This window comes from Pelomonas lactea, assembly GCF_043555885.1.
Classification (GTDB): Bacteria; Pseudomonadota; Gammaproteobacteria; order Burkholderiales; family Burkholderiaceae_C; genus Pelomonas; species Pelomonas lactea.
Genome location: NZ_JBIGHX010000002.1, coordinates 518163 through 531945, shown reverse-complemented (window position 1 = coordinate 531945; position 13783 = coordinate 518163). Strand labels below are relative to the sequence as shown.

The following is a 13783-nucleotide window of genomic DNA, read 5'->3' as shown; positions in this document are numbered from 1 at the left end:
GGCGGCGACCATGACTGCAATCACGAATTTCGCGAAGACCTTCTTCCTCTGGGAACTGCTCAAGGGGATGAAGCTGACGGGCCGGCACTTCCTGTCGCGCAACATCACCATCCAGTTCCCGGAAGAGAAGACGCCGCTGTCGCCGCGCTTCCGCGGCCTGCACGCGCTGCGCCGCTACGAGAACGGTGAAGAGCGCTGCATCGCCTGCAAGCTCTGCGAGGCGGTCTGCCCCGCGATGGCCATCACCATCGAGAGCGACGTGCGTGCTGACGGCAGCCGCCGCACGACGCGCTACGACATCGACCTGACGAAGTGCATCTTCTGCGGCTTCTGCGAGGAAAGCTGCCCGGTGGACTCCATCGTCGAAACGAGCATCTTTGAATACCACGGCGAAAAGCGCGGCGACCTGTACTTCACCAAGGACATGCTGCTGGCCGTTGGCGACAAGTACGAGCCTCAGATCGCCGCTCAGAAGGAGGCCGACGCCAAGTACCGCTGATCGCTGGCGGGCCTGACGGCCGCCGCGGTCCAGCTCAGCTGGCCTGGATACGTATGGACATCACGACCATCCTCTTCTACGTCTTCTCCGGCATCCTGCTGGTGAGTTCGTTCCGTGTCATCACGGCGCGCAACACGGTGCATGCCGCGTTGTTCCTGATCCTGTCGTTCTTCACGGCGTCCTGCATCTGGATGCTGCTGAAGGCCGAGTTCCTGGCGATTGCGCTGGTGCTCGTCTACATCGGTGCCGTCATGGTGCTGTTCCTGTTCGTCGTCATGATGCTGGACCTGAACACGGACAGCATGCGTGAGGGTTTCTGGAAACATTTGCCCGTGGCGGCCGTCATCGGCGCGCTGATCGCCTTCGAGATGGGCATTGTGCTGATGGGCGGCTTCCAGCTCGCAGACGCGCCAGCGCTGACGGCCGAGCAGGCCAAGCTGGGCAACAGCAAGATGCTGGGCATCGAGATCTACACCAGCTATCTGTACCCGCTGCAGATCGCGGCCGTGCTGTTGCTGGTCGCCATCGTCGCTGCCATCGCGCTGACGCTGCGTCGCCGCAAGGACTCGCGCGCGATGGACGCCTCCGAGCAGGTCAAGGTCACCAAGGCCGATCGCCTGAAGATCGTCAAGATGGCCCCGACCGTCGCCGCTCCCGCGCAACCCACCGAAGGAGGCCAGGCATGATCGGCGCCCTGACCCTGGGCCATTTCCTGACGCTGGGCGCGATGCTGTTCGCGCTGTCGGTGATTGGCATCTTCCTGAACCGCAAGAACCTGATCGTGCTGCTGATGGCCATCGAGCTGATGCTGCTGGCGGTCAACCTGAACTTCGTCGCGTTCTCCCACTATCTGGGCAACATGGACGGGCAGGTCTTCGTGTTCTTCATCCTGACCGTCGCGGCGGCCGAGTCGGCCATCGGCCTGGCCATCCTGGTCGTGCTGTTCCGCAACCGGGCCAGCATCAACGTCGAGGAACTCGACGCGCTGAAGGGCTAAGAACAAGATGTCTGCACAACTGACCCAGAACACGCTGCTCGCGGTGCCGCTGGCGCCGCTGGTGGGCGCCATCGTCGCCGGCTTCTTCGGCAAGACGGTGGGCCGCCGCGGCTCGCACATCGTCACCATCCTCGGCGTGCTGATCGCCTTCATCCTGTCGGCCCAGACGCTGTACAGCGTCGCCGTCGACGGTGCCCGCTTCAACGCCACCATCTACGAGTGGATGGTGCTGGGCCCGCTGAAGATGGAGGTCGGCTTCCTCGTCGATGGGCTGACCGCGATGATGATGGTGGTGGTGACCTTCGTGTCGCTGATGGTGCACATCTACACCATCGGCTACATGGAAGAGGACGACGGCTACCAGCGCTTCTTCTCGTACATCTCGCTGTTCACGTTCAGCATGCTGATGCTGGTCATGAGCAACAACATGCTGCAGCTGTTCTTCGGCTGGGAGGCGGTGGGCCTGGTGTCTTACCTGCTGATCGGCTTCTGGTACAAGAAGCAGAGCGCCATCTTCGCCAACATGAAGGCCTTCCTGGTGAACCGGGTGGGTGACTTCGGTTTCATCCTCGGCATCGGCCTGCTGGTGGCTTTCGGTGGTTCGCTGAACTACACCGAGACCTTCGCCAAGTCCGAGCTGCTGTCCAAGATGGTGTTCCCGGGCACCGACTGGGCGCTGCTGACTGTGGCCTGCATCTGCCTGTTCATCGGCGCGATGGGCAAGTCGGCGCAGTTCCCGCTGCACGTCTGGCTGCCGGACTCCATGGAAGGCCCGACGCCCATCTCCGCGCTGATCCACGCCGCCACGATGGTGACGGCCGGCATCTTCATGGTGGCGCGCATGTCGCCGCTGTTCGAGCTGAGCGACACGGCACTGAACTTCGTCATGGTGATCGGTGCAATCACGGCGCTGTTCATGGGGTTCCTCGGCATCATCCAGAACGACATCAAGCGCGTCGTCGCGTACTCCACGCTGTCGCAGCTGGGCTACATGACGGTGGCGCTGGGCGCGTCGGCCTACTCGGTCGCGGTCTTTCACCTGATGACGCACGCGTTCTTCAAGGCGCTGCTGTTCCTCGGCGCGGGCTCCGTCATCATCGGCATGCACCATGACCAGGACATCCGCAACATGGGCGGCCTGCGCAAGTACATGCCCATCACGTGGATCACGTCGCTGCTGGGGTCGCTGGCGTTGATCGGCACGCCGCTGTTCTCGGGCTTCTACTCGAAGGACTCCATCATCGAGGCCGTGCACGCCAGCCATCTGCCGGCATCGGGCTTCGCTTACTTCGCCGTCATCGCCGGCGTGTTCGTGACGGCGTTCTACTCGTTCCGGATGTACTTCCTCGTCTTCCACGGCAAGGAGCACTTCCACCACAAGCCCTTCCCCGGCGAGCACGACCACCACGACGATGACCATGGTCACGGCCATGCCCACACGCCGCACGAGTCGCCCGCCGTCGTCTGGGTGCCGCTGGTGCTGCTGGCCATTCCGTCGGTGCTGATCGGCTACATGACCATCGAACCGATGCTGTTCGGCGAGTTCTTCAAGGACGCCATCTTCGTCAACCTGCACGCCCACCCGGCGATGGAGGAACTGGCGCACGAGTTCCACGGCGCCGTTGAGATGGCCGTGCACGGCCTCAAGACGCTGCCGTTCTGGCTGGCCTTTGCCGGTGTTGCCACCGCCTACCTGTTCTACATGGTGGCGCCCAGCATCCCGGCGACCTTCGCCAAGGTGCTGCGCCCGGTGATCGTCGTCCTGGAGAACAAGTACTTCATGGACTGGATCAACGAAAACATCCTCGCCCGTGGCGCGCGCCTGCTGGGCACCGGTCTGTGGAAGGGCGGCGATGGGCTGCTGATCGACGGCCTGATCATCAACGGCTCGGCCAAGACCGTCGGCGGCATCGCCGGCCTGGTGCGCCGCTTCCAGACCGGTTACCTGTACTGGTACGCCCTCGTCATGATCCTCGGTGTCATGGGGCTGATGACCTGGCAGCTGTGGCCTTACATCGTGCCCCAGTTCAAGTCCCTGATCGGGTCCTGAGCGAGCGGCGGAGAACAAGAATGTTGCTGAGTCTTGCGATTTTTCTGCCCATCGTCTGCGGCGCACTGCTGCTGGCGCTCGGGCGCGACGAACAGGCCAATGCCGTGCGCTGGATGGCGCTGGTGGCGGCCGTGGCGAGCTTCCTCGTCACGCTCCCGTTGATCACCGGCTTCGACACGTCGACGGCTGCCATGCAGTTCGTCGAGAACCAGCCGTGGATCGAGCGCTTCAACATCCACTATCACCTCGGCGTGGATGGCATCTCGATGTGGTTCGTCCCGCTGACGGCCTTCATCACGGTCATCGTCGTCATCTCGGCCTGGGAAGTGATCGAGAACCGCGTCAACCAGTACATGGGCGCGTTCCTGATCCTGTCCGGCCTGATGGTGGGTGTGTTCAGCGCGTTGGACGGCATGCTGTTCTACGTGTTCTTCGAGGCCACGCTGATCCCGATGTACATCATCATCGGCGTCTGGGGCGGCCCGAACCGCGTCTATGCGGCCTTCAAGTTTTTCCTCTACACGCTGGCCGGTTCGCTGCTGATGCTGATCGCGCTGCTGTACCTGTACAGCAAGGCCGGCGGCAGCTTTGACATCCAGGCCTGGCACAAGCTGCCGCTGACGGGTACCGCCCAGACCTGGCTGTTCTTCGCCTTCCTGGCCGCGTTCTCCGTCAAGGTGCCGATGTGGCCGGTGCACACCTGGCTGCCCGACGCCCACGTCGAAGCGCCCACCGGCGGCTCCGTCGTGCTGGCGGCCATCATGCTGAAGCTGGGCTGCTACGGCTTCCTGCGCTTCTCGCTGCCGATCGCACCCGATGCGGCGCGCGAATGGTCGTGGCTCATCATTGCGATGTCGTTGATCGCCGTTGTCTACATCGGTCTCGTCGCGCTGGTGCAGAAGGACATGAAGAAGCTGGTGGCTTACTCGTCCATCGCGCACATGGGCTTCGTGACCCTGGGCTTCTTCATCTTCAACGAACTGGGCGTCTCTGGCGGCCTGGTGCAGATGATTGCCCACGGCTTCGTGTCCGGCGCCATGTTCCTGTGCATCGGCGTGCTGTACGACCGCGTGCACTCGCGTGAGATCGCGTCCTACGGCGGCGTCGTCAACACGATGCCCAAGTTCGCCGCCTTCGCGGTCTTCTTCGGCATGGCCAACTGCGGTCTGCCTGCCACGGCCGGCTTCGTCGGCGAGTGGATGGTCATCCTGGGCACCGTGAAGTACGACTTCTGGCTGGGTGGCATCGCCGCCACGGCGCTGGTGTTCGGTGCGGCCTACACGCTGTGGATGGTCAAGCGCGTCTATTTCGGCGACGTCGCCAACGACAACGTCCGCGCGTTGACCGACATCAACAAGCGTGAATTCATCATGCTCGCGCTGCTGGCCGTCGCCACGCTGTACATGGGCCTCTACCCGAAGCCCTTCACGGACGTGATGCACGAGTCCGTCGTGGGCCTGCTCAAGCACGTGGCGCTGAGCAAGATTCCGGTCTGACGGCGAGCTGAGGCAAAACAATGAACGACATGAACTGGCTCGCGATCTACCCTGAAATCCTGCTGCTCGTGATGGGCTGCGTGGTCGCGCTCGTGGACCTGTGGGTCACCGACGAACAGCGCCGCCCCACCTACTGGCTGACCCAGCTGACGCTGGTCGTCGTCGGCGGCATGCACTTCGCGTACTTCAATGCCGGCGTGACGACCTACGCCATGCAGGGCATGGTCGTCGCCGACCCGATGGGCCACCTGCTGGCCGGCTTTGCCTGTGTGGCGACGCTGATCACCATGGTCTACGCGCGCCCCTACGCCGCGTCGCGCGACATGCTCAAGGGTGAGCTCTTCATCCTCAGCCTGTTCTCGCTGCTGGGCATCAACGTGATGCTGTCGGCGAACAACTTCCTGGTCATCTACCTCGGCCTGGAGCTGATGAGCCTGTCGCTGTACGCGCTCGTCGCACTGCGCCGTGACCACGCGGTGTCCACCGAAGCCGCGATGAAGTACTTCGTGCTGGGCGCGCTGGCCAGCGGCTTCCTGCTGTACGGCCTGTCCATGATGTACGGCGCCACGGGCTCGCTCACCATCCCCGAGGTCTTTGACGTCATCTCCAAGGGCATTCCCAACAAGGGCGTGCTGGTCTTCGGCGTCGTGTTCGTCGTCGCCGGCCTGGCCTTCAAGCTGGGCGCCGCCCCGTTCCACATGTGGGTGCCGGACGTCTACCAGGGCGCACCCACCGCCGTCACGCTGCTGATCGGCGGAGCGCCTAAGCTGGCCGCGTTCGCGATCACCGTGCGCCTGCTGGTGGAAGGCATGCTGGGCCTGGCTGTGGACTGGCAGCAGATGCTGGTCGTGCTGTCGGTCATGTCGCTGCTGGTGGGCAATCTGGCCGCCATCGCGCAGACCAACCTCAAGCGCATGCTGGCCTATTCCACCATCGCCAACATGGGCTTCATGCTGCTGGGCATGACGGCGGGCGTCGTCAACGACAACACGCTGTCCGCGTCCAACGCCTACAGCTCCGCGATGTTCTACGTCGTCACCTATGTGCTGACGACGCTGGGCACCTTCGGCATGGTCATCCTCCTGTCGCGCGCCGGCCACGAGGCTGAGGAGATCAAGGATCTGGCGGGCCTGGCCAGGCGCAGCCCTTGGTTCGCGCTGGTCATGACGATGTTCATGTTCTCGCTGGCCGGCGTGCCGCCGACGGTGGGCTTCTACGCCAAGCTGGCGGTGCTGCAGGCACTGGTGATCAGCGGCGAGCCGTTCTACCTGTGGCTGGCGGGGTTCGCCGTGGTTGTCTCGCTGATCGGCGCCTTCTACTACCTGCGCGTCGTCAAGGTGATGTGGTTCGACGCGTCGGTCGACACCGCCCCGCTGGCCGCGCCCGCTGACGTGCGCTTCGTCATGACGCTCAACGGCGCCGCCGTGCTGGTGTTCGGCCTGATGCCGGGCGGCCTGCTGGAGCTGTGCAAGGTCGCGATCCGCCAGGCCCTGGCGACCTGATCGCGCAATGGACCAGTCCGTCGCCGTCTGGCTGGTCCTGGCCGTGGCCGTGCTCGCGGCCAATCTGCCGTACTTCAACGAGCGCTTGCTGTTCGTCGGCCCGCGCCGCGCGCCCAAGGCCGTCAGCTGGCGGCTGCTGGAGCTCGTGCTGATGGCCGTGCTGACGTTCGCCGTCGGCGCGGTGCTGGAATCGCGCATCGGCCAGCGCCATGCGCAGGGCTGGGAGTTCTACGCGGCGGGCGCCTGCCTCTTCATCACGCTGGGCTTCCCCGGCTTCGTCTGGAGATACCTGCGCCGTGGCCGAGGCTGATGACCATCTCGTCGAGCGCCTGATCGAAGGCGAGCAGGTCTTCCAGGGCCACTTCCTGGACGTCCGCCGCGACCGTGTCACGCTGCCGGACGGGCGCACCGCGCACCGCGAGTACATCCGCCACCCCGGCGCCGTCATGGTGGTGCCGCTGCTGGACGATGGCCGCCTGCTGATGGAGCGCCAGTACCGCTACCCGATGGGCCGCGTGATGCTGGAATTCCCGGCGGGCAAGCTCGATGCTGGTGAGGCGCCGCTGGTCTGCGGCCAGCGTGAACTGCTGGAGGAGACCGGCTACCGCGCCGCGGAATGGGCCTATGCCGGCGTGTTGCACAACGCCATCGCCTACTCGGACGAGGGCATCCACATCTACTTCGCGCGCGGCCTGACGCGCGGCGAGCAGCAGCTGGACGACGGCGAGTTTCTCGAACTCGTCACGCACACGGTCGACGAGGTCGACCGCATGGCCGCGCGCGGCGAGCTGACCGACGCCAAGACCCTGATCGGCCTGCTGTGGCTGCAGCGCTGGCAGCAGGGGGCCTGGGCGCTGGACTGGCAGCCCGCCTGAGGCCCGCCAAGGGGGCGTCCCCGCGGACGGCAGCGAGCTTGGCAGCGCCGTGAGGCGCCGGCTCGGCCACCGTGGACGGCAGGCATTGCCTACCACGCTGCGCGTTTCTTCTGGGTTTCATTGGGTGCATGACCTCTGGCGGTGTGTTGGCATGCCGTTAAGCTCCGCCGTTTGAGTCGTTCGACCCCTGCTCTTCGAGAAAGCCTCTCCATGACGCGTGCAACGCCGATCCTGACCGCCCTGACCCTGGCCCTGTTGCTCACCGCCTGCGGCAAGGGCGGCAAGCCCGAGGAAGCAAAGTCAGCCAAGCCCGCCGCGCCGCTGCTGCTGGCTCCGGAGGATCTGCGTCAAGTGGGGCAGAGCGGCCTGATCGGCTCGCCGGTCATCACGGGCGCCATCCAACCGGCACGTCGCGCCGACCTGCGCGCCGAGGTGGCCGCCGTGGTGTTGCAGGTGGCCCGCGACAACGGCGAGCGCGTGCGCGCCGGGGACCTCATCATTCGGCTCGACGCCACCGCCATTCGCGACAGCCTCACTTCCGCCGAGGAGGCGCTGCGCGCGTCGCAGCAGAGCTTCGAGCAGACCGAGCGCGTGCTCGCGCGCCAGCGCACGCTGAACCAGCAAGGCATGATCTCCATGCAAGGTCTGGAAGACGCCGAGGTGCGCCGCAATGCCGCGCAGAGCGAACTGGCCGCGGCCAAGGCCCGCGTCGTCACGGCGCGCCAGCAGGTGTCGCGTACCGAGGTGCGGGCGCCGTTCGACGGCGTCGTCAGCGAACGCAAGACGTCGGTCGGCGATACCGTGCAGGTGGGCCGCGAGTTGGTCAAGGTCATCGATCCCACGTCCATGCGCTTCGAAGGCCAGGTCTCGGCCGACCGTCTGGGCGAGCTCAAGCTGGGCCAACCGGTGTCGTTCCGGATCAACGGCTTCGGCGACGCCGAGTTCCAGGGCAAGCTGGCGCGCATCGACGCCGCCGCCAACGCGACAACGCGTCAGGTGGAGCTGGTTGCCGAGTTCAACGACAAGGCCAAGGCGCCGCAGGTGTCCGGGCTGTACGCCGAGGGCCGCGTCGAGAGCACAGAGCGCAAGTCGCTGGTGCTAGCCGAGGGCTCCGTGCAGCGCCAGGGTGACAACGCCTTCGTCTGGAAGGTGGCCGGCAACCAGCTGAAGAAGGTGGCGGTGACGCTGGGCGAGCGGGACGACCGTCGCGGCGAGGTCGTCATCCTGTCCGGCCTCGCGCAGGGCGACCAGGTGCTGCGCTCTCCCACCGGCAGCCTCGTGGACGGCGCGCCGGTGCAGCGCGTCGCCGCGGGGGCGGGCGCCGCGTCGGCCGTGCCCGCTGCGGCGGCGGCCAGCAAGTAAACGCAGGAGGTTCGCGCATGTTCCTCTCCAACTTCAGCATCAGCAAGCCCGTCGCGACCGTGGTCATGGTCATCGGGCTGGTGCTGGTCGGCCTGCTGGCGCTGTCCAAGCTCAAGGTCAACCAGTTCCCCGAGGTCGAGCCGCCGGTGCTCGTCATCAACATCCCGTACCCCGGCGCGTCGCCCGAGACGGTGGAGCGCGAAGTCGTCAACCGCATCGAGAAGGCGCTGCAGAGCATCTCCGGTGTGGACCGCTCCAACTCCACGTCGCGTGAAGGCAGTGCGACCATCGTGCTGATCTTCGATTTCTCGAAGAACATGATCGAGGCGGCCGACGAGGTGCGCAACGCGATCGCGTCGGTGCGCTACAAGCTGCCCACCGAGATCCGCGAGCCCATCATCACGCGGGCCGACCCCAGCGCCCAGCCCATCCTGCAGCTGTCGCTGTCCAGCACGACGCTGACGCATGCTCAGCTCAGCCGCCTGGCCGAGGACAAGCTGGCCGAGCGCTTCCGCGGCATCGCGGGTGTGTCGACCGTGGGTGTCAACGGCGCGCTCAAGCGCGAGCTGTCCATCCTGCTGCGGGCCGAGAAGCTGCGCGAGTTCGGCGTCTCCGTCACCGAGGTGCTGAACGCCGTGCGCGCGCAGAACACGACGGCGCCTGTCGGCAAGGTGCGCGGCGCGCTGGAGGACCAGAGCATCCGCCTGCTGGGCCGGCTGGAAAGCCCGGCCGAGTTCGAGCAGATGATCATCAAGCGCAACGCCGGCAACGTCATCCGCCTGGGCCAGGTGGCCGAGGTGCAGGACGGCTTTGCCGAGATGACCGGCTATTCGCTGCGCAACGGCCGGCCCAATGTCGGCATCTCCATCACGCGCTCGCGCGACGCGTCCACCGTCAGCGTCGCCGACGACTCGCGCAAGCTGGTCGAGGAGATCAGGAAGGAGCTGCCCAAGGGCACCACGCTGGACATCACGCAGGACGGCGGCAAGGACGCCGAGGACAGCCTGCACAACGTGACCCATGCGCTGGTGTTCGGCGCGGGCCTGACCATCTTCGTCGTCTACGCCTTCCTGAACAGCTGGCGCTCCACGCTGATCACCGCGCTGTCGCTGCCCACGTCGGTGCTGGCCGCCTTCATCGCCGTGTGGCTGATGGGCTTCTCGCTGAACTTCATGAGCCTGCTGGGCCTGTCACTGGCGATCGGCGTGCTCATCGACGACGCCATCGTCGTGCGGGAGAACATCGTGCGGCACATGGAGCGCGGCAGTGACCGCGTGACTGCGGCGCGCGAGGGCACGGCCGAGATCGGCCTGGCCGTGGCGGCGACGACGTTCGCCATCGTCGCCGTGTTCGTGCCGGTGGCCTTCATGGGCAACGGCCCGGGCCAGTGGTTCAAGCCGTTCGCGCTGACCGTCGTGGCGTCGGTCATCGTGTCGCTGATCATCAGCTTCACGCTGGACCCCATGCTGTCGGCCTACTGGGGCGACCCGCCGGGCTACCACGAGATGCCCAAGAAGGGCTTCAGCAAGCTGCTGGAGCGCTTCAACCACTGGTTCGACGGCGTCGCCAACGGCTACGGGCACGTCATCGCGTGGGCGCTGCACCACCGCCGCTGGATGGCCGTGTTCGCGGTGTTGAGCTTCGTCGGTGCCATCGCGCTGCAGGCCAAGTTCGGCGGCTCCAGCTTCCTGCCGCAGGCCGATGCTGGCTTCCTCGCCATCGAGGTGCGCAGCCCCGCCTCCAGCAGCCTGGAGTACTCCAAGCTCAAGCTCGACGCCGCCGCTGCGCTCGCGTCGACGATGAAAGAGACCAAGGCGACGACGGCCTACCCGAACGCCAGCGGCGGCCGCATCTATGTCGACATCGGCAAGAGCACCGAGCGCCAGCGCTCGGCGGCCGACGTGGCCAAGGAACTGCGAGAGAAAGTCGGTCGCCTGGTGGGCGCCGAGTACGTGGTGCTGGATGACTTGAACAACGGTGCGCAGAAGCCGGTGCAGATCCGCTTCTACGGCACCGACTCGCGCAAGCTGCAGGAGATCACGCAGGACTTCCAGAAGACCATGGCCGGCATCAAGGGCGCCGTGGACATCGGCTACTCCGAGCAGGACCCGCAGAACGAGTTGCAGATCGAGCTGGACCGGGGCCTCGCCAACCAGATGGGCATCTCCGTCAACGACGCGGCGCAGGCGCTGCGCGTGGCCTTCGCGGGCGTCGAGGCCGGCGACTGGATCGACCCGACCGGCGAGGCGCGCGACGTGTCCATCCGCCTGCACCCGGCCGACCGAGTGGACGCCGCCAACATCGAGCGCCTGCCCATCGCCGTCAGCGGCACCAACCGCATGGTGCCGCTGGACCAGATCGCCACGGTCACCATGGGCAAGGGCCCGGGCCAGATCCAGCATGGCGACGGCAAGCGCACCATCACCGTGAGCGCCAACGCGCAGGGCCGCTCACCCGGCGAGATCACGTCCGAGGCCAAGAAGCTGGCCGAGAAGATCGACTTCCCGCCTGGCTTCGGCATCGAGCTGGCCGGTGCGGCGCGTGACCAGCAGGTCGTCTTCACGGCCATGATCACCGCGCTGCTGTCCGGCATCGCGCTGATGTACTTCGTGCTGGTCATCCAGTTCAACAGCTTCACGGCGCCGCTGGGCGTCATGCTGTCGTTGCCGCTGTCCCTGATCGGCGTCGTGCTGGCGCTCATCATGACCGGCGGCACGCTGAACCTGATGAGCCTCATCGGCGTCATCATGCTGATGGGCCTGGTGGCCAAGAACGCCATCCTGCTGCTGGACGCGACGCGCCAGGAGGAGGCCGCCGGCATCGACCGCGAGGAGGCGCTGATGCATGCCGGCCGCAAGCGCTTCCGGCCCATCCTGATGACGACGCTGGCGCTGATCGCCGGCATGATGCCCGTGGCCATCGGCGTCGGCGAGGGCGGCGAGTTCTACCGCCCGATGGCGGTCGCCATCATCGGCGGCACCATCACGTCGACCATCCTGACGCTGCTCATCGTGCCGACGTTCTACGACAGCATCGAGATCGCCCGCGACCGGGCGCTGGCCAAGTTCCAGCGCCGTGTGCCGCGCTTCACGGTGATTGGCGCGTTCGTCATGACGCTGATCGAGGCGGTGCTGGCGCTGGTGCTGGTGCGCTTCGTGTTCCGCCTCGTGCTGTGGCCCTTCACCCGCGGCCGCCGTGCCGCGGCGGCGGCGGGCTGATCAGAGCAGGCGGCCGGGGTTCAGCAGGTCGAGCGGGTCCAGGGCTTGCTTGATCGCCCGCATCATCCCCAGGGCGGTCGCGTCCTTGCGCGCGGCCAGTTCCTCGCGCTTGAGCCGGCCGATGCCGTGCTCGGCCGAGATCGAGCCGCCGCGCTGCTGCACCGCGTCGTAGACCTTCGCGTTGATGGCCGCCTCATGCGTGGCCATGAAGGCGGCCGGATCGACGCCGGCCGGCGCCTGCACGTTGTAGTGCAGGTTGCCGTCGCCCAGGTGGCCGAAGTCGATGACCTCGATGCCCGGCAGGTAGGCGGCCAGCACCGCGTCCATCCCGGCGACGAAGCCGGGGATGGCCGAGACCGGCAGCGAGATGTCGTGCTTGATGTTGAGCCCCGCCTGCGCCTGCGCCAGCGGGATGGACTCGCGCAGATGCCAGAAGGACCTGGCCTGCTGCAGGTTCTGTGCGATGGCCGCGTCCTGCACGATGCCGCGCTCGATGGCCGCCTCCAGCAGCCCCTCGAACACGCCGCGCGCATGCTCGGCGCTCTCGGCGTCGGACAGCTCCAGCAGCACGGTCCACGGCACCGATGGCAGCGGCTGCGCCAGCAGGGGCAGCTCGCGCGCCACCAGCGCCAGCGACGCCTGGTTCATGACCTCGAAGCCCGTCAGCGCATCGCCGGCGCGCTCGCGCGCCAGGCCCAGCAGCGCCACGGCGGCGTCCAGCGAGCCGCAGGCGGCCAGCGCCGTCAGCCGGTCCCGCGGCTGCGGGTACAGCCGCATCGTCGCCGCCGTGATGATGCCCAGCGTGCCCTCGCTGCCGATGAACAGGTCGCGCAGGTCGTAGCCGGTGTTGTCCTTGCGCAGGCCCGACAGGCCCTGCCACACCTCGCCGGTCGCGGTGACGACCTCCAGCCCCAGGCACAGCTCGCGCGCATTGCCATAACGCAGCACCTGCGTGCCGCCGGCATTGGTCGCCAGGTTGCCGCCCAGCGTGCACGAACCCTCGGCCGCGAGGCTGAGCGGGAACAGCAGCCCGGCGCCGGCCGCGGCGGCCTGCACGTCGGCCAGCACGCAGCCGGCCTCGGCCGTCAGGCTGGCGTTGGCGACGTCGATCTCGCGCACGCGCTTCATGCGCGTCAGGCTCAGCACCAGCTGCCGGCCGCTGTCGTCCGGCGTCGAGCCGCCCACCAGCCCGGTGTTGCCGCCCTGCGGCACGACGGCCACGCGGTGCTCGTGGCACAGCCGCATCACCGCGGCCACCTCGTCCGTCGATGCCGGCCGCGCGACCGCGAGCGCCCGGCCCACGTAGCGCTTGCGCCAGTCGGTTTCAAAGGCTGCCAGGTCGCCGCCGGTCAGCAGCCCGGCATCACCGAGCACGGCGCGCAGCGCGTCGAGCAAGGCGCTCATGCCGTCTTGGCCGCGGCCAGCCGCTGGCGGATCTGCGCCGTGCAGGCCGTGAACGCGACAACGCTCAGCGCCACTTCGCCCAGCGCCAGCCACTGGCCCGGGCCGCTCTCGCTGGTGCCGCGCACCAGGCCTTCCAGCACATAGAGCCAGATGGCCAGCGCCACCCAGCGGTAGGTGTACATCCGGTAGCGCCACAGGCCCAGCGGCGCTGGCAGCAGCGGCAGCACCTTCAGCGCCAGCGTGCCGCGGCCGGTGGGCGCCAGCCACAGCTCCCAGGCCAGACACAGCAGGATCAGCGCGACGACGGCGGCCACGGCGAGGTTGCGCGACAGCTGCTCGGCGGCGGTGGGCTCGGTTCTTTCGGGGACGGTGGACATAGC

At 66.9% G+C, this 13783-nt stretch carries 12 protein-coding genes; 10 read left to right on the top strand and 2 right to left on the bottom strand.

All coding sequences use genetic code 11. The features are described 5' to 3' along the window. Positions 1-10 precede the first annotated feature (10 nt). From nuoI to ACG04Q_RS06610, 10 genes are all read left to right on the top strand, one after another. Entirely contained in the window at positions 11-499 is a 489-nt protein-coding gene (nuoI, locus tag ACG04Q_RS06655) for an NADH-quinone oxidoreductase subunit NuoI (RefSeq protein WP_119046407.1), read from the top strand. Between the two features lie 53 nt (positions 500-552). Beyond that, positions 553-1185, top strand: coding sequence for an NADH-quinone oxidoreductase subunit J (locus ACG04Q_RS06650; protein ID WP_394510122.1), 633 nt, complete (start codon positions 553-555; stop codon positions 1183-1185). After that, positions 1182-1496, top strand: a complete 315-nt coding sequence (gene nuoK / locus ACG04Q_RS06645) for an NADH-quinone oxidoreductase subunit NuoK (RefSeq protein ID WP_394510121.1) — start codon at positions 1182-1184, stop codon at positions 1494-1496. The genes ACG04Q_RS06650 and nuoK overlap by 4 nt, the downstream gene beginning before the upstream one ends. Before the next feature lie 7 nt (positions 1497-1503). Next, positions 1504-3546, top strand: a complete 2043-nt coding sequence (gene nuoL / locus ACG04Q_RS06640) for an NADH-quinone oxidoreductase subunit L (RefSeq protein ID WP_394510120.1) — start codon at positions 1504-1506, stop codon at positions 3544-3546. 20 nt (positions 3547-3566) lie between these two features. Continuing rightward, positions 3567-5042 carry an NADH-quinone oxidoreductase subunit M gene (locus ACG04Q_RS06635; protein ID WP_394510119.1) on the top strand — a complete coding sequence of 492 codons (1476 nt, stop codon included), beginning with the start codon at positions 3567-3569 and terminating at the stop codon, positions 5040-5042. A 20-nt stretch (positions 5043-5062) separates the two neighbouring features. Continuing rightward, on the top strand, positions 5063-6544 hold the full coding sequence (nuoN, locus tag ACG04Q_RS06630; RefSeq protein WP_394510118.1) for an NADH-quinone oxidoreductase subunit NuoN: 1482 nt from the start codon (positions 5063-5065) through the stop codon (positions 6542-6544). 7 nt (positions 6545-6551) lie between these two features. Continuing rightward, entirely contained in the window at positions 6552-6854 is a 303-nt protein-coding gene (locus ACG04Q_RS06625) for a DUF2818 family protein (RefSeq protein ID WP_394510117.1), read from the top strand. Then, positions 6754-7419 (top strand): NUDIX domain-containing protein, encoded by a 666-nt coding sequence (locus tag ACG04Q_RS06620; protein WP_394510116.1) that lies wholly within the window; start codon positions 6754-6756, stop codon positions 7417-7419. The genes ACG04Q_RS06625 and ACG04Q_RS06620 overlap by 101 nt, the downstream gene beginning before the upstream one ends. A 210-nt stretch (positions 7420-7629) precedes the next feature. Further along, entirely contained in the window at positions 7630-8781 is a 1152-nt protein-coding gene (locus ACG04Q_RS06615; protein WP_394510115.1) for an efflux RND transporter periplasmic adaptor subunit, read from the top strand. A gap of 17 nt (positions 8782-8798) precedes the next feature. Then, complete coding sequence (locus tag ACG04Q_RS06610; RefSeq protein WP_394510114.1) at positions 8799-11999, top strand: efflux RND transporter permease subunit; 3201 nt, start codon at positions 8799-8801, stop codon at positions 11997-11999. On the opposite strand, the gene ACG04Q_RS06605 is transcribed toward ACG04Q_RS06610, so the two are convergent. Next, positions 12000-13403, bottom strand: coding sequence for an FAD-binding oxidoreductase (locus ACG04Q_RS06605; RefSeq protein ID WP_394510113.1), 1404 nt, complete (start codon positions 13401-13403; stop codon positions 12000-12002). It abuts the gene before it with no gap. After that, positions 13400-13780: a DUF2069 domain-containing protein gene (locus tag ACG04Q_RS06600; protein WP_394510112.1), complete on the bottom strand. Its 381-nt coding sequence runs from the start codon at positions 13778-13780 to the stop codon at positions 13400-13402. Before ACG04Q_RS06600 ends, ACG04Q_RS06605 begins: the two co-directional genes overlap by 4 nt. Positions 13781-13783 lie beyond the last annotated feature (3 nt).

Excerpts from the sequence above, each read along its gene's own strand:
- nuoI (WP_119046407.1), top strand. The coding sequence starts at position 11 with ATGACTGCAATCACGAATTTCGCGAAGACCTTCTTCCTCTGGGAACTG.
- ACG04Q_RS06650 (WP_394510122.1), top strand. The coding sequence starts at position 553 with ATGGACATCACGACCATCCTCTTCTACGTCTTCTCCGGCATCCTGCTG.
- nuoK (WP_394510121.1), top strand. The coding sequence starts at position 1,182 with ATGATCGGCGCCCTGACCCTGGGCCATTTCCTGACGCTGGGCGCGATG.
- nuoL (WP_394510120.1), top strand. The coding sequence starts at position 1,504 with ATGTCTGCACAACTGACCCAGAACACGCTGCTCGCGGTGCCGCTGGCG.
- ACG04Q_RS06635 (WP_394510119.1), top strand. The coding sequence starts at position 3,567 with ATGTTGCTGAGTCTTGCGATTTTTCTGCCCATCGTCTGCGGCGCACTG.
- nuoN (WP_394510118.1), top strand. The coding sequence starts at position 5,063 with ATGAACGACATGAACTGGCTCGCGATCTACCCTGAAATCCTGCTGCTC.
- ACG04Q_RS06625 (WP_394510117.1), top strand. The coding sequence starts at position 6,552 with ATGGACCAGTCCGTCGCCGTCTGGCTGGTCCTGGCCGTGGCCGTGCTC.
- ACG04Q_RS06620 (WP_394510116.1), top strand. The coding sequence starts at position 6,754 with ATGCGCAGGGCTGGGAGTTCTACGCGGCGGGCGCCTGCCTCTTCATCA.
- ACG04Q_RS06615 (WP_394510115.1), top strand. The coding sequence starts at position 7,630 with ATGACGCGTGCAACGCCGATCCTGACCGCCCTGACCCTGGCCCTGTTG.
- ACG04Q_RS06610 (WP_394510114.1), top strand. The coding sequence starts at position 8,799 with ATGTTCCTCTCCAACTTCAGCATCAGCAAGCCCGTCGCGACCGTGGTC.
- ACG04Q_RS06605 (WP_394510113.1), bottom strand. The coding sequence starts at position 13,403 with ATGAGCGCCTTGCTCGACGCGCTGCGCGCCGTGCTCGGTGATGCCGGG.
- ACG04Q_RS06600 (WP_394510112.1), bottom strand. The coding sequence starts at position 13,780 with ATGTCCACCGTCCCCGAAAGAACCGAGCCCACCGCCGCCGAGCAGCTG.